The sequence below is a fragment of the Lentzea flaviverrucosa genome, assembly GCF_003350445.1.
In the GTDB taxonomy this organism is placed as follows: domain Bacteria; phylum Actinomycetota; class Actinomycetes; order Mycobacteriales; family Pseudonocardiaceae; genus Lentzea; species Lentzea californiensis.
Map to the genome: position 1 here is coordinate 81,994 of NZ_QQAU01000015.1, position 20,609 is coordinate 102,602.

Sequence of the window (20,609 nt, forward strand, 5' to 3'; positions counted from 1 at the left end):
AGATCAACGCAAGGCTATCCCGCGCACGGCCGCCGCCCGCGTCATCGGGCGCATCCGGTCCCACACCCGTTCCGACTTCAGCTCCTCCGCCGCGCTCATCGCCCGCGTCCCCACGCTCTGGCCCTCGTCGAGGTCGCCGTCGAGGAAGTGGCACGTGGCCAGGGAGATCAGGCAGAACGTCCGGCTGCGCGCCATCGCCGGCCCGAAGTTCTCGATCGCCGCCAGCAGAGCGGGGACCGCGGCACGGGTGTCGCCGAGCTCGGTGTGGATCGTGCCGGCCATCGCCGTCAGGTCGGTCTCGTCGTGGAACCGCGCCCAGTCGGGCACGCGCGACAGGTCCGCGGACGCGAACGAGTCCTGAGCCTTCCCCAGCGCGCGCAACGCCTCGTCGGAACGGGTCTGGTACGCGTACGCCCACGCCTCGTTCGCGTACATGATGCTCGCCGCCAACGGCGCGAAAGCACCTCTCTGGAAGTAAGCCAGCGCATCGCCTGGTGCGCCGTGATGCAGATGCACGCGCCCACGCCGATAAACGATGTTGGTGATCAGGTCTTCGTCGTGACGCGCGAAGTCCAGCGCACGGTCGAAATGGTGGTACGCCGCCCCGACCTGACCGCTGTCGAACGACGTCCACCCGGCCAGGTTGTGCAGATCCGCGACCGCGGACAACAGCCGCGCCCGCACCCCCTCGGAGGCTTCGGCGGCCAGCAGCTGCTGGGCCCAGTAGATCCGCACCACCACGGCGTCGCGGCACGCCCCTCCGCCGTACTGGTAGTCCACCGACCGCAGCGAACGGGTCTGCGACTCCAGCTGCTCCACATCGCTCGCGCCGATGCGGCTGGAGTGCGGGGGAGGGAAGTACGCAGGATCCGCCATGGAATACACCTCTGCGCCGCCGTTGGTTTCCGAGGGTAAGGCGCCCAGGCCCGGCTGAGAAGAGGTTCTGCGCCAGGTGGAATTGCCTGAAAACGGCGATTAAGCAGGTAGTAATGCGGGTAGGCAGGACGAAGCCCGGGAGAGCAGGCTTTGGTCATGAGGCGACGCGCGCACCTGCGGCTGGTGACCTCCTCCGAGGTGGAGGACACGACGCTGACAGCAGTCCTCAAGGCGGAGGACCTGGCTGAGGAACTGGGCCTCGACCCTTGCTCGCGGGTGACATGCGCCCTGCACCGTTGCTGGCTGCACCAGTGCGTCGGCCCGTCGGAAGCGGCCGCGGACCGCCAGGTCCTCAGGGCCTACCGCACGAGCGTCGCGGCGACACTCGCCCGGTAGGACGGTCAGTAGAACGGACCCCCAGAACGACCCGGAAGCGTTAAGCCTGACGGGTGAAGACGGCGGTCTCCGGAAGGTGGATCGGCGGCCGCCGGCTGTCCTCCGGCACGTCGAGCAGGGCCCAGATGACGTGCCGCCCGCCTCCGGCCGGTGTCTCGCCCATCGTGAAGTTGCAGACGGCGATGGACGCGACGTTGTGCCGCATGATGTGCCACTGCTTGAGGTCGAGACGTGCGGTCGTGCGCACGGCGACGGACAACTTGTCCCCACGCATGCGCAGCAGCAGCGCGAGTGGGCTGTCGTCCTCGATGTGCGACACGAGCTCGACGGCTACCTGCGGTGCGACGTCGAGCATCGCCTGGACGCCCCACCGCTCGCAGGCGCGTTCGGTGATCCGCTCGGCCACGTGGGGCAGGCAGCGGCACGTCGGCAGCGGCGCGTCCACCCGGTCCTCGTGCTTGAGGCGCACGACCGCGCCCACCGCGGCCGCGGTCGTCGAGTACATCGGGATGTGCCGGGGGAGTCCGCGCGACTCCAGCGTGGAACGCAGCCGGTGGTCACTGACGACGATGCTCAGCGAGATGCCCGGCCAGCGCACCGAGGACAGCCACACGACGTCGAACAGCACGAGCAGCGCGGGAGACTCGGCGACGAGCTCGTCCAGCTCCACCACGACTCCGACGAGCTCCTTGGTGGCGTGGTCGAGCAACACGTCCTGCGCGCGCATGTACGTCGCCCAGTCGAGCCGTCCGCTGAACCGGACGACGAGCACGCCGTTCTGCTCGCGGACGTCGACCTCGAGGTTGCTACCGGCCATGATCCCGTCCCCTCCCGCGGCCACGTCCCCAAGCCTTCAAGAGTGGCGAGGTGACCGGATGCGCCCTAGGGGGTAACTACCCGTGTTTCAGCGTTGGTGCCTCCGGGGGACCGCATTGCAGCGGGAGATCCAGCAGACCTAGGGTGCGGCTGTGGGCGGTTCGCTGTACCCAGGTCGCAAAGGCAATTTGCCTGCTGACACAACTACTTTCGTCGGCCGCAAGCACGACGTCGCCGAGGTGAGGAGGCTGCTGTCCGAGTCGCGCCTCGTCACTTTGACGGGCGTCGGTGGCGTCGGCAAGACGCGGTTGGCGTTGCGTGCTGCCGCCGAGACGAGCAGGGCGTTCCGCGACGGGGTCTGGTTCGTCGACCTGGGCGTCGTCACCGACCCGGAACTGGTCGTGCACGCGGTTCTGGAACAGCTGGTCATCCACGACGACACGGTCCGCATGCACCGCACCGTCCTGGTGGAACACCTGCGCGACCGGCAGATGCTGATGGTCCTGGACAACTGCGAGCACGTCATCGGGGCGACCGCGGACCTCGTGGACGCGCTGCTGCGCGGGGTTCCCGGCCTGCGTGTGCTCGTCACCAGCCGCGAACGCCTGGGAATCGACGGCGAGCACCTCTGGCAGGTCACGCCCCTGGCGCAGGACCCGGCGCTGGCGTTGTTCGCCGAACGGGCCGCCGCCGTCGACCCCGGATTCGTCCTCGACGCGCGCAACCACGGGCAGGTCAGCCAGATCTGCGCGCTGCTCGGTGGAATCCCGCTGGCCATCGAACTGGCCGCGGTGCGCCTGCGCGTGCTCGGTCTTGACCACTTGTCGTCCAGATTGGACAACACCTTCCGGGTGCTCGCGGACGGCAAGCGCGGCGGCGACCCGCGCCACCAGACGTTGCACGCCGCGGTGGACTGGAGCTTCCACCTGTGCACGCGGTCCGAGCAGATCCTCTGGGCGCGGGCGTCGGTGTTCTCCGGCACGTTCGACCTCGAGGCCGCGGAACGCGTCTGCTCCGGCGACAGCGTCCCGCCCGACGAGGTGATGCACTCCCTGATGGGTCTGGTCGACAAGTCCGTCGTGGTGGCCGAGCAGCACCCGTCCGGCACCCGCTTCCGGCTGCTGGAGCCGTTGCGCCAGTACGGCCTGGGGAAGCTGCGCGACGCCGGTCGTGAACAGGTGATGCGCGAACGGCACCGCGACCACTTCATCGAGTGGGCCGAGCGCCGCGAAGAGGAGTGGTTCGGGCCGGCCCAGCCGCAGATCTTCACGCGCACCCGCCTGGAACAGGGGAATCTGCGGTCCGCCCTGGACTTCTGCTTCGACCACGGCGGCGAGCACTGCGTGCACCTGGCCAGCACGCTGTGGTTCTACTGGGCGGGCTGCGGCATGCTCGGCGAGGGCCGCCACTGGCTCGACCGCGCCGTCGCGAGCGCGAAACCGGGCCCCCTGCGGGCCAAGGCGCTGTGGGTCAACGGCTACGTCTCGACGTTGCAGGGCGACCTGGCCGCGTCGGTGCGGATGCTGGACGAGTGCCGCGAGTACGCCGTCGAGTCCGGCGACGGCTCCGCGCTCGCCTACGCGACCCACCGCATCGCCTGCACGCACCTGGTCGGCGACGACCTGGACCTCGCGGACAGCGGGTTCCAGGAGGCCATGCGCCTGTACCGGAGCCAGGGCACGGTCAACAGCCACACCATGCTCGCCGGCATCGAGCTCGCGATCTCGGCGACGTTCCGGCGCGACTTCGCCTCCGCCGAACGGCTCTGCGTCGAGGCCAAGGCCGTCGGTGAGGAGCACGGCGAACTGTGGGCGCACGCCTACGCGATCTGGGTGCTGGCGTTGTGCGCGTGGGTCAGCGGCGACCTGGCCCGAGCCGACCTGCTCGGCCGCGAGTGCCTGCGGATCAAGCGCTCGTTCCACGACCTGCTGGGCATCGTGCTCGCGATCGAGTTGCTGGCCTGGATCTCCGCCTCGAAGGGCGACGCGGAGCGCGCGGCCACGCTGCTGGGCGCCACCAACGAGATCTGGCAGTCGGTGGGCTACCCCATGTTCGGGTCGCGCCACTTCGGCGCGCCGCACGGCGACTGCGAGTCCGCGACGGTCTCCACGCTCGGCGAGCAGGAGTTCCGGGCGGTGTTCCGCAAGGGCATGGACCTCGAGCTGGACGACGCCATCGCGTTCGCGATCGGCGAGGAACAGGCGCAGGACCCGGTGCCGGTCCTGCCCCTCACGCCGCTGACCCGGCGCGAGCAGCAGGTCGCCGACCTCATCGCCGGTGGCATGTCGAACAAGGAGATCGCGGCCAGGCTGGTGATCGCGCGGCGGACCGCGGAGGGGCACGTGGAGCGGATCCTGCAGAAGCTCGGCTTCAGCTCACGCGCGCAGATCGCCACCTGGGTCACCGAACGCCGCGTCTAGTCGATGCACGGAACGCCGTCGCCGGGTGGCGGCGGGGGCGGTGCCTTGGCCAGTTCGGTCACCTTGGCACGCACCTTGGCCTGGTCCACCTTGTTCACGTCGAGCCCGCCCAGGTGCGCGCCGCCCTCGATCGGCAGCGTGTCGAACCGCACCTCGGTGGGGATGTCGCGGGCGAACTCGGCCAGGTCGAACCGCGCGTCCAGCACGACGTCCTGCTTGGCCATGTCGATCATCGCCTGCACCGCGCCCACGTCCGCGCCCTTGAGCCGCTTGGTCACGGCGGACAGGAACGCCTGCTGCCGCCTGGTGCGGCCGATGTCGCCGTCGGGCAGGCCGTGCCGCTGCCGCACGAACGACAGCGCCTGGCCCGCGTCGAGGTGCTGCGGCCCGGCCGGGAAGTCCGCGCCGGACAACGGGTCCTTCGTCGCGTTGCGCAGGCACACGTCCACGCCGCCGAGCCCTTCGGCGATGTGGAAGAACCCGATCAGTGAGATCTCCACGAGGTGGTCGATCGGCTGGTTCAGGAACGACGACACCGTCCGCACCTGGGCCCTGCGCCCGGCTTCCCGCCCGGCGCGTTCCAGCTCGCGCTTGTCGTGCGTGCCGGCCGCGCGCAGCCGGTCCTCCTCGACGATCTTGGCCCGTCCGTAGGCCTCCTTGATCTTGCCCTCGCCGCCCGACGACAGCGGGACGAGGTTGTCCCTGGGCACGGACATCGCCACGGCCGGTCCGGAAACGGGGATGTGCAACAGGATCAGCGTGTTCGCGTTGTAGCCGCCGCGGTCGCTCTCGCCCGCCTGCATGCGCCGCAGCACGTCGTCCGGCAGCGGTTCGCCGTGCAGGTCCAGTCTGGTCGTCAGGCCCATGATCAGGATGTTGCGGCCGGACTCCGAGCGCGGTGCGTCGTCCGGGATCGCGTAGGACCGCTCGACCCCCGCCGAGATGGTGGACACGGTGGTCCAGGCGAACGCGGAGGCGGCGAGGACGACCGCGCTCAGGGCCGCCCACGCGGTGCGCGTGAGGACGAGGAAGACCGTGCGGTGATAGCCGCCACGTGGTTGCATGAACAGGACACCCCCTGAACTATTCTAGGTGGTCATGGGGGTTCAACTGCCCACTCTCGCCGCGCTCGCGATGCTGGCGGTGTTCACGCAGACGGGGGTCTGGGTGGACGGGGGCAACTTCGGGTGGCCGTTCGGCGTGTGGCTGGTGGGCGGCACGCTCGTGGTCTCCGCACTGGTTCGCCGGGTGGGGTTGTGGACGGTGGCACCGGCGCCACCTCTCGTGTTCGTCGTCGTCGCGGTGGGCGACGCGGCCTGGGAACGGCAGACGAAGAGGTACGCGCCATGGGGGAGCAGCAAGGAGTTCGCCGCTGACGCGGTCCCGTTGCTCGTGAACGGGTTTCCGTGGATGGCGGCGGCGGTCGGCGTGGCCTTGGCGGTCGCGGTCGTCCGCGTCATCACTGGGGGGAAGAGGAAATGCAGGTCTTCGTCGACAGAACCGGCGGTAGACGGGTAGCGGCGAGGCTGGTCAGCTGGACCGTCGCGAGTGGACTGATCGTGTTCGCCGCCGTGGTGGGCGGCACGCTGCTGGGAGCGTGGTGAGGCGCACACCGCGGTTGCACTGGATCTCCATCCTGCTCGGGCTGCTGGCGCTGATGTGCGTGGTGTCGTTCCACGCCTACGCCGCGACCAGGCCCGAGCCCGTCCCGGTCGCGGGCGGGCACCGGGAACTGCCGGACGGCGCGCTCGCGCTGGCGTTCCACGGCGGCCCGGACCCGAAGTGGACGCCGCGGACCCTGGAGAGGCTGGACGCCGCGGGCGTCAAGGCGACCTTCTTCGTCACCGGCGCCCAGGTCACCCGGCATCCGGACGTCGCGCGCCGGATCGTCGCCGAGGGGCACCGGATCGGCATCGACGGCTTCCGAGCCGAGGGCGACCACGTCAACCCGCTGAACCTGGCCTTCGCGCAGGCCGCCCTCGCCGACGCGCTGGGTGTCCACACGCGACTGGTGGGCGCTCCGGCCGAGGTCGACAGCGGTGACCGCGAGTACCAGGACATCGGCACGCTGGTGCGGATGTCGCTGGGGCAGCGGGGAGGCGTCGTCCGGCTGCACGACGACGGCAGCATCGGCGGCGACATCGCGAGGGAGCTCGCGAAGCAGCCGGGCTACCGGTTCGTGTTCGTCAGCGACGAACCGCCGGAAGAGGCCTCCGCACGCGAACGGTTCACCGGCGCGGTCACCACGTGGTCCCAGCGCAACGGCGGCGTCGTGCTCGTGCTGTTCGGCACGGCCATCGCGATCGCCGCGCTGCTCGGCCTGCTGCGCACCCTGATGCAGCTGGGCCTCGCGCACACCGACCGCCGGTTGCGGCGCGAGAACGAGCCGCCGCCGTGGTTCGCGCCGCCGGTCTCGGTGGTCGTCCCCGCGTACAACGAGGCGCTCAACATCGCCGCCACGGTCAGGTCCATCGCCGCGAACAACCACGTCGCCGACGTCGAGGTGATCGTCGTGGACGACGGCTCGACCGACGGCACCGCGGACGTCGCCGAGGAGCTGGACCTGCCCGGCGTCACCGTGATCCGGCAGACCAACCAGGGCAAGCCGGCGGCGTTGAACGCGGGCGTCCGCGAGGCGGCGCACGACGTGCTGGTGCTGGTGGACGGCGACACGATCTTCGAGCCGGACACGATCGGCCAGCTCGTGCAGCCGTTCGCGGACACCGGGGTCGGAGCGGTCTCCGGCAACGCCAAGGTCGGCAACAGGCAGGGCCTGCTCGGGCGCTGGCAGCACCTGGAGTACTGCGCGGGCTCCAACCTGGACCGGCAGATCCTGCACGCGCTGCGCTGCATCCCGACGGTGCCGGGCGCGGTCGGGGCGTTCCGCAGGGCCGCGCTCACCGACGTCGGCGGCGTCAGCGACGACACGATGGCCGAGGACACCGACCTCACGATGGCCGTCACGCGCGCGGGCTGGCGGGTCGCCTACCGTCCGGAGGCCAAGGCGTGGACGGAGGCACCGGCCAGCGTCCACGGCCTGTTCCGGCAGCGCTATCGCTGGTCGTACGGCACTTTTCAGGCGATGTGGAAGCACCGCGGCGCGTTGGTGGAGAACGGGCCGATGGGCCGGTTCGGGCTCCTCTACCTGTTGGCGTTCCACCTGTTGTTGCCGCTGCTCGCACCGGTGATGGACCTCTTCGTGCTGTACGGGTTCCTCGTCGCGGACGCACCACTCGGGCTGATCGTGTGGACGGTGTTCCTGTTGATCCAGACGGCCAGTGCGGGCTACGCGCTGCGGCTCGACGGCGAGTCGCTCAGGCCGTTGTGGGCTTATCCGTTGCAACAGCTGGTTTATCGGCAGCTGATGTACGTCGTGGTGATCCAGTCGTTGATCACGGCGTTGCACGGCACGCAGCTGCGCTGGATGTCGGTGAGGCGCACGGGTCGGCTCATGGACGCGCCCGGCGGTACGGTGCACGTCACCTGAGCCTCGGGAGACATGGTGGGCCGCACGCCGTTGGACGCGCCGGAGCGTCAGCAGGAGGTCTTCGCCGCCGTGCTCGGTGTGCTGGCCGAGGTCGGCTACGCGCGGTTCAACATGGACCTCGTCGCCGGCCGGGCGCGTGCCAGCAAGGCGAGCCTCTACCAGCGCTGGCCCTCCAAGGCGCGGCTGATCACGGACGCCCTGAAGGCGAACCTGCCCGAGCTGGCCCAGCCGGACGAGGGCACGTTCGCCGAGGACGTCCGCCAGATCCTGCTGGCGTGGGGCGAGCCGATGCCGTTCGACACCGCCGGGATCTTCCTCGGGTTGCTCGAAGGCAGCCGTCAGGACGCCGACCTCGCGTGCCTGCGGGAGGAGCACGTCGACCGCGCCTACACGGAGCACCTGCGGGTCGCCGTGGACCGGGCGAAGGCGCGTGGCGAACTGCCGGAGCGGCTCGACGCCGACGTCCTCATCACCGCGCTGATCTCGACCTTCGTGCTCAGGTCCGAGGAGCAGGGCGTGATCGAGGGCATCGTCGACGGCCTGTTGAGACCGCTGATCGGGACCTTTAGGGCCAAATAACTCGTCAAAGCGTAGTTTCTTCGCTACGTTCGGTCATGGAAGTCAAAAGAACAGTTTTGTTCTGTTGAGGGGAACTCCCGTGACTGAAGCTGCTGTCTGCCCGGTCCACCACGAACGCGAACACCCGCTCCACCCACCGGTCGGTTTCGCCGAGGCCGTCGCCGGCGGGCCGGTCAAGATGGTCTGGCCCAACGGTGTCGAGGCCTGGATGGTGTCCAGTTACGCCGGTGTCCGGCAGGTGCTCTCCGACTCGCGGTTCAGCACCCGCAAGGGCGGACAGCCGGAGATGCGCACCGACGACGGCGACGAGGTGCTCGACCCCGACCAGCCCGGCAACATCAACGGCATCGACGGCGCCGAGCACATGCGGTTGCGGCGTCCTCTCTCACGCGGCTTCATGGTCAAGCGCATGAACGAACTGCGGCCGCGCATCCAGCAGATCGTCGACGAGCACCTCGACGTGATGGAGGCCGAGGGCGCTCCCGCCGACCTGGTCGCGTCGCTGTGCCTGCCGCTGCCGTCGCTGGTGATCGCCGAACTGCTGGGCGTGCCGCCGGAGCACCAGGAGTTGTTCCAGGTCACGGCCGGCGACCTCTTCGGCAAGAACGGCTCGAAGGACGAGTACCTCGCGCACGCGACCAAGCTCGCGGAGGTGCTCACGCCGATCGTCGAGGAGAAGCGGGCCGCGGGCGCGAACGACGACATGATCGGCCTGATGGCCAACGACACCGACTTCAGCATGGAAGAGCTGATCTTCCTCTGCATCGGGCTGCTCGCCGCCGGGCACGAGACCACGTCGAACTTCCTGGGCCTCTTCACGTTGCACCTGTTCGAGAAGCCCGACCAGCTGGAGGTCCTGCGGCGCGACCCGAGCCGTGCGGACGTCGTGGTCGAGGAGCTGATGCGGTACACGGTCGGCTCGCTCGGCGGCCCGGGACTCACCCGCAGGGCGACCGAGGACGTCGAGGTCGACGGTGTGCTGATCAAGGCGGGGGACTGGGTGAGCGTGTCGCTCATGGCGAACCTCGACGAGGCGCTCTGCCCGCGGGCCGAGGAGCTGGACCTGGAACGCGACGCCGTGTCGCACCTGGGCTTCGGGTTCGGGCCGCACCAGTGCCTCGGCGCGAACCTGGCCCGTGCGGAGCTGCAGATCGGCCTGCGGACGCTGTTCGAGCGGTTCCCGAACCTGCGTCCCGCCGTGCCCGTCACGGAGATGAACTACCGCAACGACATGATCACCTACGGCGCCGCCGAGATCCCGGTGGTGTGGTGACGTGACGGTCCGGATAGACCAGACGGGGTGCATCGGATCGGGCCAGTGCGTGCTCGCCGCACCGGACGTGTTCGACCAGTCGGACGACGACGGGCGCGGCATCGTGCTGGTCGCCGACCCCTCCGACGACCTCCTGCCCGGCGTTCGTGACGCGGTGGACAGGTGCCCCGCCCAGGTGGTGACCCTGCAAGAGTGACCTGATCGGCCGTTCCGGTGAGGAGTCGTCACGGGAAATGGATTCAGTTCCCGTGCGCTGACACCTCGTTGGCCCCTTTCCGTTCACCACGGCCGTCCGTAATCGTAGGCGCGACCACCACGGCGTTGTGGCGGTCGCGCCGGCGTGCCCGGGGAGAGTCGAAAGACCCTTCCCGACCAGGCCTGACAGCGAGATGGTGTCGTCGGCGCGGGTGAGTACCGGCGGTGTGCAACGGGTATTCCCGAAAGGGGTGCGCTGCGCACGTCAGGAGGGCCGACTTATGTTGAACGACGAGGCGTTTCCAGATCGTGTGGACAAGACCGACGTGCGGCATGTCGAAACCTTGACGAGTGCGTTGCGGGCGCTCGACCACGAATACGGCGGCGGTTCCTGCCGTGACGCCTGCGTCGCGTTGCTGAACTGGGCGAACCCGCTGATCGACACCAGCTCGTCCGGGCAGGTGCTGCACCGGCTCCAGGTGGCCATCGCGGACCTGCACAACCTGGCCGGCTGGGCGTCGTTCGACATGGGCCTGCTCGAATCGGCGCACCTGCACTTCGGCCGTGCGATGGGCCTTGCGCGTGCGTCGGGCAACAGCGCGTTGGAAGCGAACATCCACTACCGCATGGGGCGCGTGCACCTGCACTACGAGCTGGCCGAGGACGCCTTGTCGTCGTTCCAGCGGGGTCTGCCCATCGCACAGGCCAGCGGGTCCACACTGGCCGTGTCGATCCTGCACGCCAACGAGGCGTGGGCGTTCGCGAAGATGGGCGCGGAAAGGCAGGCGCTGCGCCAGTTCGCGCGCGCCGAGGACGAGTTCCACCGGTCCGAGGCCGAGGACGCACCGCCGTGGGCGCGGTTCTTCGACCTGGCCGACCTGGTGTCGATCGGCGGCATGGTGCACACCGAGCTCGCACGCACCTGCGACGTGAAGTACGCGCGGTCGGCGATCCCGCTGCTCACCAGGGCGATCTCCTCCGGGGGAGCGGAGGCGTCGCGCAGCCAGTCGTTCCGGCTGGCCGCGCTCGCGATGAACTACCTGGTGCAGAACGAGGCCGAACAGGCGCGGGAGATCGGTGAACAGGCGATCGCCCTGTCCGGCCCGATCCGCTCGGCCCGCACGCGCGACCGCATGCGGCCGTTGAAGCAGGAGGCGGAACGGTTGCGGGGCAACGAGGCCGCGGACGACCTGGCATCGAGCCTGGGGAAGTTCATGACGACGTCGCGAGGCGCGGCCTGATCTGGAAGATGCCACCGGGGCCCGAGGAGAGGTTTGGGCTTCGGGCCCCGGTGACACCGTCTGAAGAGGAGCGGCGCCCCGCTGGGGGGCCAAGACGCCGCTCCAGCCCTGTGCCTCAGCAGCGGATGTCGGTGCGGACCCGGTAGGTCGTCGCGCCGGAGTTCCACTCCACGTAGGCCGAGGTGCAGTCGTTGAGCGTGTTGGTGCCGGCGGACCAGAGCTCCTGCTGGCGGTAGCGGCCCTCCCGCAGGCCCACGCGCCCGTACGGTTCGCGGGCGTCCTTCGAGTTCCACTGCTCGATCAGAACGAGCTCCGGGGTGTACGGAGCACCGCCGTTGTGGACGCTCGACCAGGTGTAGACGTAGGCCCAGTTCTTGCCGCAGCCCTTGAACTGCTTCACCGACGCCCACCGCTGCCCGTGGTCACCGATGTAGGCGGTACTGCCGATCTGGGGGACAGGTCCGCAGCCGGGGGCGCTCTCGGCGACCGCGTTGGTGGCGGTGACCAGGCCGAGAAGCACGGCACCTGCGGCGATCAGTGCTGACCTCTTCATGAGCTGTGAGCATCACGACGGCCGCTGACATTTCGCTGACACCTCGGGTTACCGGCTGGTTAGGATCGGCTCATGCAACGGCGGTGGGGGTTCGGGGTTCTTGGATCGTTGCAGGTCATCGACTCGGGCCGGGTCGTGGAGCTGCGTTCGGCCAAGCAGCGCGTCCTGCTCGCCGCGTTGCTGATGAAGGCGAACGCGCCGGTGTCGTCCTATGAGCTGATGGAACACCTCTGGGGCGAAGAACCGTCCGGTGCCGCGCGCGCGACCCTGCAGACGTACGTCATGCGGTTGCGGCAGTCGCTGGACGACCTGGCGGACCGCAAGATCATCCGCACGTGGCCCACCGGCTACTCGATCCACGTCGAGGACGACCAGCTCGACCTGCTGACGTTCCAGCGGCTGCGCGCCGAGGCCCGCCGCGCGCCCGACCTGGAGACCGAGGCGCGCCTGCTCGGTGAGGCCGCGGCGTTGTGGCGCGGCCCCGCCCTGGACCAGGTGTCGTCGCTGCGGATGGAACAGACCGACGTGCAGCGGCTCAACGAGCAGCGCTGGGAGGTGCTGGAACGCCGCAACGACGCCGAGCTGCAACTGGGCCGGCACGACCAGGTCGTCGACGAACTGCGCTCGCTCGTCGCGGAACACCCGCTGCGCGAACGCTTCTGGTACCAGCTGATGCTCGCCCTGCACCGCACCGGCCAGCAGGCGCAGGCGCTGGACGTCTACCGGCGGGCCAGCGACGTGCTCGCCGACGAGCTCGGCATCGACCCGAACGCCGAACTGCGCGCGCTGCACATGGAGGTGCTGGCGGGCTCCTCGGCGCCGGTCGCCGTCCAGGCCGGACCGTCGTGGCTGCCGCCCGCGGTCGGCGACTTCTCCGGGCGCTCCGACGAGGTGACCCGCCTGACGGCCGGGCTGCGCGCCGGCGGGACGTGGACGATCACCGGACCCGGTGGCGTCGGCAAGACCTCGCTGGCCGTGCACTGCGCCCACGCCGTCCGGGACACGTTCCCGGACGGGCAGCTGTACCTGAACCTGCGCGGCGGTGAGCAGAGGCCCGTCGACCCCGCCGCGGCGCTGGACCGGTTGTTGCGCGGACTCGGTGTCTCCGGTGGCGCGATCCCGTCCTCCGTGGAGGACCGGGTCGACCTGTACCGGGACCTGTTGTCGGACCGGCGGATCCTGGTCGTGCTGGACAACGCCGTGAACGAGGCCCAGGTGCGGCCGTTGCTGCCGGGAACCACCTCCGGTGCCGCACTGGTGACCTCTCGGGCGGCGTTGGCCGGTCTGGAGGCCGCGCACGTCGTGCCGCTGGACGTGCTGCCCTCCACCGATGCGCTGGCGTTGCTGCGGGCCGCTGTCGGCGAGGCCCGGTGCGCCGCCGAACCCGTTGCGGCGCAGGAGATCGTGAACTACTGCGGCAAGCTGCCGCTGGCGTTGCGGGTGGCGGCGGCCCGGCTGGTCGCGCGCCCGCACTGGCAGCTCGCGAAGCTCGCCGGCCGGCTGTCCGACGAACGCCGCCGGTTCGACGAGCTGTCGCTGGGCGACCTCGACGTGCGGGCGTCGCTCGCGCTGTCCTACGACGGCCTGGGCGAGTCGCACCGGACCGCGTTCCGCCTGCTGTCGCTCGTCGACACACCGGACTTCCCCGCCTGGGTGGCGTCTCCGTTGCTGGGGCTGGACCTCGACGACGCGGAGGACCACGTCGAGGCGCTGGTCGACGCCCGGCTGGTCGACTACGCGGGCCGCGATGCGTTGGGGCAGGTGCGTTACCGGCTGCACGACCTCCTGCGCGCCTTCGGTCGTGAAGCCGCTTCCGAGGACCCGGCCGTCGCCCTGAAGGCGTTGTTCGAGCAGTGGCTCGACCTGGCGATGCGGGCCGACGTGGAGCTGCCGCACCAGGGCGTCAGGCTGGAACCCCTTGCGCTGGAACGGTTCGACCTCGGCGACGCGGCCGACTGGTTCGACGCGGAGTGGCTGAACGTCCACGCCGTGATCACCCAGGCCGCGGCGCTGGGCCTCGGATCGCTGGCCGCCGAGCTGGCGATCCGGTCGGCGGCGTTCTGCGACCTGCGGGCCCGGTTCGACGACTGGGAGCAGATCAACGCGCTGGGGCTTTCCTGCGCGCCTGCCGCACGCCGGCCGATGTTGTTCCAGCAGCGCGGGATCCTGCGGGCCCGGCTGCACGACTACGGCGCCGCGTCCGCGGACTTCCAGGCGGCGCAGGAAGGGTTCGCCGCCGCCGGTGACGTGTGGGGCGAGGCCTACGCCTGGTACGGCATGGGGTGGATGCACGAGTGGAGCGGGCGTTCCGCGGAGGCCCGTGAGGCCCATCGCGAGGCCATGACCCGGTTCGTGGCCTCCAGCAACCCGCACGGCGAGATCGAGGTGCTGTGTTCGCTGGGCGCCATCGAGCGCCGGGCCGGCGGGCTGGCCGCCGCCCAGGAGTACCTGGAACGCGCCCGGCACGTCGCCGGGCAGCTGGGGGACGAGCAGAGCGAGCTGATGGCGACCCTCGAACTGGGGCGGCTGCACCAGTTCACCGGCGAGCTGGTCGAGTCCGCCGCGTTCCTGCGGGCCTCGCTGGCCGCCGCGCAGAAGCTCGGCGACCCGGACCTGGCGGCCAACGTCCGGTTGTTCCTGGCCGACACGCTGGTGCGCTCCGGGCAGGGCTCCCTGGCCGAGGAGCAGCTGCGGCAGGCCTGGGAGTTCTTCGAGGAGCACGACGACCGGCAGGGCCGCATCTGGGTGTGGCGCCTGAGGTCCGGGATGGCCTCGTCCGCAGAGGAGGCCCTGAGCCTGGCCTCGCTGGCCATGGAACAGGCCAGGAAGATGGGGTCACCGCCGGAGCTCGGGCGGTCGTTGAGGGTGCTGGGCAACGCCCTGGAGCGGTCCGGCCGGGGCGAGGAGGCCCGGGAGTACTGGCAGCTGGCCGAGGAGACGCTGACCGCGGCCGGGTTCCAGGCGGAGGTCGACGAGCTCCGCCACGCCACTAGCCCTGGTTCTGGCTGAGGACCGTGTCGACCGTGACCCCGGACGCGACGATCATGCTGCGCAACGGGTCCGGCACCTGGTGGTGGAACTGCACGACGTAGTTGTCGGCGGTCGAGAACATCGCCTTCGCCATGCCCTGCCACGTCTTGGTGATGCGCGCGACCTCGGTGCCGGCGTGGTCCTGCAGCGAGAAGTTCCACGCGCGCCAGTTCTCCGCGTGGATGCCGCCGACCTTCACGCCGTTGCACACGTAGGCGAAGCGGACCTTGCCGAAGACGTTCTCCTGGACGATCTCGCCGATCGGCGTGCCGTCGCCGCGCTCGACCAGCACCTTCGACTTCCACATGGTCGCGGGGCGGGTGAGGCGCAGCAGGGGGAGGCCCTGCGCGTCGCGGATCTCCAGGCGGACGTCGAGCATCGAGTCCATCTTGGTGAAGGCGCGCAACGCTTTGGCGGCGCCGGACTGGCCGACCTGCTCCACCGTGCCGATGGGGCGGGCGTGCTGGTCGTAGACGACGTAGGAGTTCGACATCTCGATCAGCTTCGCCTTCTGGTTCACAACCAGGACCGGCTCGGTGAGCAGGGTGCCGCCGCCTCCGGGCACGGCTCCCTGGACGCCCGCGCGCTGCACCTGCCGCGCGACCCGCTCCTGGCCCGTGCCGCCCATCTCCACCTCGGTGTGATGGGCGTCGGACCGCTCCTGGCGCGGCTGCACGTGCGGCGTCCACTGCGCGCCGTCCCACCACCGGACGAAACGCGGGTCGGCGTTGTCCGGATACCAGCCCGGCGCGGTGCTCATGCCGTGAGCGTACGACTTCCTGCACGCGCCGGCGCCAGGCGACAGGTGTCGCCCGGCGCCCGCGCGTGGCGGATCAGCTGATCGTAATCGCGCCCGCCGGGCAGAGGTTCGCCGCTTCCTTCGCGGTGGCCTCGTGCGCGGCGTCCGGGTGCTCCTCGAGCAGCACGACCGTGCCGTCCTCGTCGCTCTGGTCGAACAGGTCCGGGTCGGTCAGCGCGCACATCCCCGAACCGCAGCACTTCGTCTGGTCGACGGAAATCTTCATGCCGACCACGCTACTGGCAGCGAGTGGACCCCGTAGATCCCCATGTCGGTGCGCAGCGGCACCTCCTCGGGGTCGACGTCGAGGCGGAGGTCCGGGAACTCCTGGAACAGCTTGGAGAAACCGATCCGCATCTCGATGCGGGCCAGCTGCTGGCCCAGGCACTGGTGGATGCCGTGCCCGAACGCCACGTGGCCGCCGGCCGGGCGGCGCAGGTCCAGTTCGTCCGGGTTGCCGGGGAACTTCTCCGGGTCGCGGTTCGCCGTCGGCACGTGCATCAGCACGGTGTCGCCGGCCTTGATGAGGTGGCCCTCGACCTCCACGTCCTCGGTGGCGGTGCGCACCGGTCCGAAGTGGATGATCGACAGGTACCGCATCAGCTCCTCGACGGCGTTGTCGACGACCTCCGGCTCGTCGCGCAGGATCTTGAGCTGGTCCGGGTGCTGCAGCAGCGTGAACGTGCCGAGGCCCAGCATGTTCGCCGTGGTCTCGTGGCCCGCCAGCAGGAGCAGCAGCGCCATGTTCGACGCTTCCTCGTCGGTCGGTTCCCCGGTGGCGAGCAGGTCGCTGATCATGTCGTCGCCCGGGTTCGCCTTCTTGCGGACGATCAGCTCGCGCATGAACTCCTGGATGCGTCCCATGGCCGCCATGGCCTCTTCGAACGTCGAGTCCAGGCTCAGCAGCTTCGTCGTGTCGTCCTGGAACCTGTGCCTCTCGTCGTAGTCGACGCCCAGGAGCGCGCAGATCACCAGTGACGGCACCGGAAGCGCGAACTCCTTCACGAGGTCCGCCTTGCCGCCCAGCGACCGCAGGTGCTCGAGCTGGTCGTCGACGATCGTGCCGATCCACTCGGACAGCTGGTTCATCCGCCGGACCGTGAACTGGCCCTGCAGCATCTTGCGCAGCCGGGTGTGGTCCGGCGGGTCCTGGCTCAGGAACATGCCCGGTTCGACCTTGCGGCGCTCCTCGGGCACCTCGCCCTGGAACCTGAGGTCCAGCAGGTGGTGCTTGGCCGGGTTGGTCGTGAACTTCGGACTCCCCAGGATCTCGCGGACCTGGTGGTGACCGGTGACGAGCCAGCCGAGGTGACCGTCGGCGAACTTCAGCCTGCTGATGCGGGCCTGCTCGCGAATCGCGGTCACCTCGGCGGGCGGGTCGAACGGGTTCTGGCGCGTGGTGGGCAGTTCGTCGGAAACCAGTTCGTCGGAGATCAGGTCGGTCATCTCGCACACCTCCCAGTGCTCGGCAGAAGACCTATTTCGAAGCTACAGAATTTTCATGACTTCGTGAAGGTGAATCGAGGGTCACGGACCGCCACGACCCGAAATCTGTCCGCATCTGCCGGTCGTGGGTCGCGACGGCCACGGCGGCCCTGGTCTGGTCGAGCGCCTCGGTCAGTTCGTCGACCAGGGCGATCGACAGGTGGTTGGTCGGTTCGTCTAGCAGCAGCACGTGGGGCGAGCCGCTCAGCAGGATCGCCAGTTCCAGGCGCCTGCGTTGACCAGTGGACAGGCGGCCGACCGGACGCACCAGGTCTTTCCCCCTGAGCAGACCGATGTCCTCCACGCGCGAACAGAGCTGGACCGCGGTGGCGTCCTCGTTCTCGAACGCCGACTCCTGGGCCAGCAGGGCGACCCGGCCGGCGTGGTGCACCGTGCCGCGGGCAGGTGTGACGCGGCCGGCGAGCACGCCCAGCAACGTCGACTTGCCCGCCCCGTTCGGTCCGGTGACCAGCAGCTTCTCGCCCGCGCTGAGCGAGATCGGCTCGGTGAGGCGCAGCCTTCCCGGTACTTCGAGCGGGGTGGCGTGCAGCAGGTCGCCGCTCGCCTCCAGCTCCGGCGGCGTGAAGCGCAACGGGGGCGGGGGAGCGCCGACGCGCTGGTCGCCCAGTTCTTCGAGCCTGCGGGCGACGTTGCGCATCTTGTTCGCCGCACGCGTCGTGCGCTGGTGCCTGCCCGTGCCCTTCGGAGGGCGCCAGCCGTCCTTCAGGCGGGACTGAGCGCGTTCGACCTTCTCGGCCAGCTCGTCGTGCTCGGCCTCCTCCTGGGCGAACCGCTGCTCCCACCGTTGCCGCTCAGCGCGTTTGGCCTCCTTGAACGCCCGGTAGCCGCCGCCGTGCAGGTGCACCTGGCCGTCCGGGGCCGGGTCGAGGTCGAGCAACTGGGTGCAGACCTCGTCCAGCAACGTGCGGTCGTGGCTCACGAGCACCACGACACCGTGGTGTTGTTGCAGGCGTTCGGTCAGGAAGGCCAGCGCGCCCGCGTCGAGGTGGTTGGTCGGCTCGTCCAGCAGCAGGACGTCGGCGCGTTCGGCGAGCAGGCACGCGAGCCTGACCCGATAGCGTTGTCCCACGCTGAGGCGTGCGAGTGGTGTCGCCCGGTCGTGGTCGGCGTCGAGGGCCTTCAGCGCGATGTCCGCGCGGCGCTCCGCGTCCCAGGCCTCGATGTTCTCGGCGTGGGCCAGGGCGTCGGTGTAACGCTGCTCGTCGAACGGCTCCGCCGCACAGTCCATTTCGGACAGTGCCTCGCGGCTTTCGCGCAGCGCCTCTGACAGCAGGTCCCCCACCGTTTCGCCCTCGTGAAAAGGCATTTCCTGTTGCACGAGGCTCAACGAACCGTGGCGGGTGACGGTTCCCTGGTCCGGCGGCAGGTCTTCGGCGAGCAGGCGGAGCAGGGTGGTCTTGCCGCGGCCGTTCTCGCCGATGATGCCGAGGCGCTGGCCGGCGGAGACCGTCAGTGAGATGCCGTCGACGACGGGCCCGGCCTCATAGCCCTTGGTGAGATCTTGGGTCGTCAAATGAACATGCGAACGCACGGGGATCCTCTTCTGGGTACGCGAAATCAGGACGTGTTGCGCGGTGGCACACGTCCGTGATCAGAGGTAGAAGACCCCGTACCCGAATCCCATGAAACCCACGGTACCTACGGGCGCAACGCTTTTTCGACGGCCGTCGTCAGGTCCCGCACGCTCTCCTCGGTGCCGGGTGCCGGCCCTACCGTGCTGCCGCCGCCGACGAGCCGGTAGAAGAGCAGGCCCTCCAGGAACGCCGTGAGGTGCGCGCCCGCCCGTTCGGGATCCTCGTGGCCCAGCGCCTTCGCGATCGCGGTGGCCTGCTCGCGCGGCGAGTGGGCGAGGATCGACTTCAGCTCGGTGTGGTGCGTGGCCTCCAGCATCGCCGCGTACCTCGCGAGCGTCCTGTTCCGCTCGACGAGCCAGCTGTCGAGCGTCCTCGCGATGCTGCCCGCGACGTCGTCCGGATCGGGCACGACGTCCAGCCGTTCCTGGTCCGCGAGCCGTTCGACGAACCCTTCGATCAACGCCTTGCGCGTGCGGAAGTACGCGCTGGTGGAGCCTTCCGGCAGGCCGGCGCGGCGGTCGACCGCGCGGTGGGTGAGCCCGCGCATGCCCTGCTCTGCGACGAGTTGGATCGCGGCGTCGGTGATGAGGTCTCTGCGCACTGTGGTCCCACTCTCTCTCTACAGATGTAGTCTACAGATGTAGAGTCCTCTACATCTGTAGAGGAGGAAGCGATGAAGGCGATCGTGGTGGGTGGCGGCATCGGCGGGCTGGCGGCGGCGGTGTCGTTGCGTCGCGTCGGCTGGGAGGTCGTCGTGCACGAACGCGCGGCCGCGTTCAGCGAGATAGGCGCTGGCGTGGGAGTGATGCCGAACGCGCTGCGGGCGCTGGAGTGGATGGGTCTCGCCGACGAGGCCCGCAGCCTGGGCACGCCGCGGGTGTCCGGTGGTGTCAGGGCCTCCGACGGGCGCTGGCTCGTGCACATGCCCGACATCGGCCAGGAGAAGGTCATCGCGATGCACCGCGCCGACCTGCACGGCGTGCTCCTGCGCGCGTTGCCGCCCGAGATCCTCTTCAACAACGCCGAGGTGACCGGCGTCGACGAGCTGGACGCGGACCTCGTGGTGGCGGCGGACGGCATCAACAGCCGCCTCCGCGCGGCACTGCTGCCCGACGCGCCGGGACCGGTGTACGCGGGGGCCACGGCGTGGCGAGGGGTGGCGCCAGGGCCTTACGAGCTGCCCATCTCTCAGACACTCGGTCCCGGCGCCGAGGCGGGCGTCCTGCCGCTGGGCGACGGCCGGGTCTGCTGGTACGTCGCCGCCGTCGCGCCGCCGTCGGCCGACCTGGACCCGGTGGAGCTGTTCGCCGGCTGGCACGACCCGCTGCCGGAACTGCTGGCGTCGACCCCGGACGTGATCCGGCACGACATCTACGAACTGCCCTTGCTGCCCACGTTCGTGCGCGGGCGAGTGGCGCTGCTGGGCGACGCCGCACACGCGATGACGCCATACCTGGGACAGGGTGCGTGCATGGCGCTGGAGGACGCGGTGACGCTCGCCTCGGTCGGCGGTGATCTCGCGCGCTACGACGCGTTGCGGCGGCCACGCACCCAATCCGTGTGGAAAGGCTCGCGGATGGCGGGGAAGTTCGGGATCGAGCTTCGGTCACCCACGGCGCTGGCGCTGCGGAACTTCGCCTTCCGCGTGATGCCGCCTTCCTTGGCGACAAGGGGGATGACTCGCTTCACGGCGTGGGAGGTGCCCACCGAAATTCACTCGAACGGGTCGAGTCCGGCGGTGAGCTGAATCACTGGTCAATGTTTGATGTCGGCGCGATAACGGCTTAGAACCACCCTTTGTCGCGCCCTTTGTCACCCGGTTGTAGGATCAAGTACTTGCTGAGCGTGTCGGACGCGGTCCAGT

General features: G+C 69.8%; 19 protein-coding genes. 10 read left to right on the forward strand and 9 right to left on the reverse strand.

Annotation, left to right across the window (positions count from 1 at the left end; translation table 11 throughout):
• Nucleotides 1-3: 3 nt before the first annotated feature.
• Nucleotides 4-876 carry an NsdA family TPR-like regulatory protein gene (locus DFR72_RS35710; protein WP_090070714.1) on the reverse strand — a complete coding sequence of 291 codons (873 nt, stop codon included), beginning with the start codon at nucleotides 874-876 and terminating at the stop codon, nucleotides 4-6.
• Between the two features lie 156 nt (nucleotides 877-1,032).
• On the opposite strand from DFR72_RS35710, the gene DFR72_RS35715 reads away from it, so the two are divergent.
• Nucleotides 1,033-1,272: a hypothetical protein gene (locus DFR72_RS35715; protein WP_090070716.1), complete on the forward strand. Its 240-nt coding sequence runs from the start codon at nucleotides 1,033-1,035 to the stop codon at nucleotides 1,270-1,272.
• 40 nt (nucleotides 1,273-1,312) lie between these two features.
• Here DFR72_RS35715 and DFR72_RS35720 read toward each other — a convergent pair whose 3' ends face one another.
• Complete coding sequence (locus DFR72_RS35720; protein WP_090070718.1) at nucleotides 1,313-2,089, reverse strand: STAS domain-containing protein; 777 nt, start codon at nucleotides 2,087-2,089, stop codon at nucleotides 1,313-1,315.
• Nucleotides 2,090-2,276: 187 nt separating this feature from the next.
• On the opposite strand from DFR72_RS35720, the gene DFR72_RS35725 reads away from it, so the two are divergent.
• On the forward strand, nucleotides 2,277-4,508 hold the full coding sequence (locus tag DFR72_RS35725; protein WP_170176559.1) for an ATP-binding protein: 2,232 nt from the start codon (nucleotides 2,277-2,279) through the stop codon (nucleotides 4,506-4,508).
• Here the strand turns inward: DFR72_RS35725 and DFR72_RS35730 are convergent.
• On the reverse strand, nucleotides 4,505-5,572 hold the full coding sequence (locus DFR72_RS35730; RefSeq protein WP_090070722.1) for an LCP family protein: 1,068 nt from the start codon (nucleotides 5,570-5,572) through the stop codon (nucleotides 4,505-4,507). The genes DFR72_RS35725 and DFR72_RS35730 overlap by 4 nt on opposite strands.
• Nucleotides 5,573-5,606: 34 nt before the next feature.
• Here DFR72_RS35730 and DFR72_RS35735 point away from each other — a divergent pair, with 34 nt between their 5' ends.
• The 6 genes from DFR72_RS35735 (at nucleotide 5,607) to DFR72_RS35760 (ending at nucleotide 11,283) form a co-directional block, all read left to right on the forward strand.
• Nucleotides 5,607-6,026 carry a DUF6542 domain-containing protein gene (locus DFR72_RS35735; RefSeq protein ID WP_090070724.1) on the forward strand — a complete coding sequence of 140 codons (420 nt, stop codon included), beginning with the start codon at nucleotides 5,607-5,609 and terminating at the stop codon, nucleotides 6,024-6,026.
• Nucleotides 6,027-6,108: 82 nt separating this feature from the next.
• Nucleotides 6,109-7,995 carry a glycosyltransferase gene (locus tag DFR72_RS35740; protein WP_245983773.1) on the forward strand — a complete coding sequence of 629 codons (1,887 nt, stop codon included), beginning with the start codon at nucleotides 6,109-6,111 and terminating at the stop codon, nucleotides 7,993-7,995.
• Between the two features lie 12 nt (nucleotides 7,996-8,007).
• Nucleotides 8,008-8,574, forward strand: coding sequence for a TetR/AcrR family transcriptional regulator (locus tag DFR72_RS35745; protein WP_090070726.1), 567 nt, complete (start codon nucleotides 8,008-8,010; stop codon nucleotides 8,572-8,574).
• Between the two features lie 79 nt (nucleotides 8,575-8,653).
• The gene (locus DFR72_RS35750) at nucleotides 8,654-9,847 is read left to right on the forward strand and encodes a cytochrome P450 (RefSeq protein ID WP_090070728.1); all 1,194 of its coding nucleotides are present in this window, start codon (nucleotides 8,654-8,656) and stop codon (nucleotides 9,845-9,847) included.
• Between the two features lies 1 nt (nucleotide 9,848).
• Entirely contained in the window at nucleotides 9,849-10,043 is a 195-nt protein-coding gene (locus tag DFR72_RS35755) for a ferredoxin (RefSeq protein ID WP_090070730.1), read from the forward strand.
• A gap of 280 nt (nucleotides 10,044-10,323) precedes the next feature.
• Nucleotides 10,324-11,283, forward strand: a complete 960-nt coding sequence (locus tag DFR72_RS35760; RefSeq protein ID WP_143086914.1) for an NsdA family TPR-like regulatory protein — start codon at nucleotides 10,324-10,326, stop codon at nucleotides 11,281-11,283.
• A gap of 115 nt (nucleotides 11,284-11,398) precedes the next feature.
• Here DFR72_RS35760 and DFR72_RS35765 read toward each other — a convergent pair whose 3' ends face one another.
• On the reverse strand, nucleotides 11,399-11,836 hold the full coding sequence (locus DFR72_RS35765) for a hypothetical protein (protein ID WP_090070734.1): 438 nt from the start codon (nucleotides 11,834-11,836) through the stop codon (nucleotides 11,399-11,401).
• 72 nt (nucleotides 11,837-11,908) lie between these two features.
• Here DFR72_RS35765 and DFR72_RS35770 point away from each other — a divergent pair, with 72 nt between their 5' ends.
• Complete coding sequence (locus DFR72_RS35770; protein WP_090070736.1) at nucleotides 11,909-14,845, forward strand: AfsR/SARP family transcriptional regulator; 2,937 nt, start codon at nucleotides 11,909-11,911, stop codon at nucleotides 14,843-14,845.
• Here DFR72_RS35770 and DFR72_RS35775 read toward each other — a convergent pair.
• The 5 genes from DFR72_RS35775 to DFR72_RS35795 form a co-directional block, all read right to left on the reverse strand.
• Nucleotides 14,826-15,626, reverse strand: coding sequence for an LURP-one-related family protein (locus DFR72_RS35775; RefSeq protein WP_090070738.1), 801 nt, complete (start codon nucleotides 15,624-15,626; stop codon nucleotides 14,826-14,828). The genes DFR72_RS35770 and DFR72_RS35775 overlap by 20 nt on opposite strands.
• Before the next feature lie 73 nt (nucleotides 15,627-15,699).
• On the reverse strand, nucleotides 15,700-15,891 hold the full coding sequence (locus DFR72_RS35780; protein ID WP_090071047.1) for a ferredoxin: 192 nt from the start codon (nucleotides 15,889-15,891) through the stop codon (nucleotides 15,700-15,702).
• Nucleotides 15,888-17,111 (reverse strand): cytochrome P450, encoded by a 1,224-nt coding sequence (locus tag DFR72_RS35785; RefSeq protein ID WP_090071049.1) that lies wholly within the window; start codon nucleotides 17,109-17,111, stop codon nucleotides 15,888-15,890. Before DFR72_RS35785 ends, DFR72_RS35780 begins: the two co-directional genes overlap by 4 nt.
• Nucleotides 17,112-17,142: 31 nt before the next feature.
• On the reverse strand, nucleotides 17,143-18,684 hold the full coding sequence (locus tag DFR72_RS35790) for an ABC-F family ATP-binding cassette domain-containing protein (protein ID WP_245983774.1): 1,542 nt from the start codon (nucleotides 18,682-18,684) through the stop codon (nucleotides 17,143-17,145).
• Between the two features lie 125 nt (nucleotides 18,685-18,809).
• The gene (locus DFR72_RS35795) at nucleotides 18,810-19,346 is read right to left on the reverse strand and encodes a TetR/AcrR family transcriptional regulator (RefSeq protein ID WP_245983775.1); all 537 of its coding nucleotides are present in this window, start codon (nucleotides 19,344-19,346) and stop codon (nucleotides 18,810-18,812) included.
• Nucleotides 19,347-19,418: 72 nt separating this feature from the next.
• Here DFR72_RS35795 and DFR72_RS35800 point away from each other — a divergent pair, with 72 nt between their 5' ends.
• Nucleotides 19,419-20,492, forward strand: a complete 1,074-nt coding sequence (locus DFR72_RS35800) for an FAD-dependent monooxygenase (RefSeq protein ID WP_090070742.1) — start codon at nucleotides 19,419-19,421, stop codon at nucleotides 20,490-20,492.
• Nucleotides 20,493-20,609: the final 117 nt, after the last annotated feature.

What these genes read in the sequence shown, in the direction of transcription:
- DFR72_RS35710 (WP_090070714.1), bottom strand. Translation starts at nt 876, where the DNA reads ATGGCGGATCCTGCGTACTTCCCTCCCCCGCACTCCAGCCGCATCGGC.
- DFR72_RS35715 (WP_090070716.1), top strand. Translation starts at nt 1,033, where the DNA reads ATGAGGCGACGCGCGCACCTGCGGCTGGTGACCTCCTCCGAGGTGGAG.
- DFR72_RS35720 (WP_090070718.1), bottom strand. Translation starts at nt 2,089, where the DNA reads ATGGCCGGTAGCAACCTCGAGGTCGACGTCCGCGAGCAGAACGGCGTG.
- DFR72_RS35730 (WP_090070722.1), bottom strand. Translation starts at nt 5,572, where the DNA reads ATGCAACCACGTGGCGGCTATCACCGCACGGTCTTCCTCGTCCTCACG.
- DFR72_RS35735 (WP_090070724.1), top strand. Translation starts at nt 5,607, where the DNA reads ATGGGGGTTCAACTGCCCACTCTCGCCGCGCTCGCGATGCTGGCGGTG.
- DFR72_RS35745 (WP_090070726.1), top strand. Translation starts at nt 8,008, where the DNA reads ATGGTGGGCCGCACGCCGTTGGACGCGCCGGAGCGTCAGCAGGAGGTC.
- DFR72_RS35760 (WP_143086914.1), top strand. Translation starts at nt 10,324, where the DNA reads ATGTTGAACGACGAGGCGTTTCCAGATCGTGTGGACAAGACCGACGTG.
- DFR72_RS35765 (WP_090070734.1), bottom strand. Translation starts at nt 11,836, where the DNA reads ATGAAGAGGTCAGCACTGATCGCCGCAGGTGCCGTGCTTCTCGGCCTG.
- DFR72_RS35770 (WP_090070736.1), top strand. Translation starts at nt 11,909, where the DNA reads ATGCAACGGCGGTGGGGGTTCGGGGTTCTTGGATCGTTGCAGGTCATC.
- DFR72_RS35775 (WP_090070738.1), bottom strand. Translation starts at nt 15,626, where the DNA reads ATGAGCACCGCGCCGGGCTGGTATCCGGACAACGCCGACCCGCGTTTC.
- DFR72_RS35780 (WP_090071047.1), bottom strand. Translation starts at nt 15,891, where the DNA reads ATGAAGATTTCCGTCGACCAGACGAAGTGCTGCGGTTCGGGGATGTGC.
- DFR72_RS35785 (WP_090071049.1), bottom strand. Translation starts at nt 17,111, where the DNA reads ATGACCGACCTGATCTCCGACGAACTGGTTTCCGACGAACTGCCCACC.
- DFR72_RS35800 (WP_090070742.1), top strand. Translation starts at nt 19,419, where the DNA reads ATGAAGGCGATCGTGGTGGGTGGCGGCATCGGCGGGCTGGCGGCGGCG.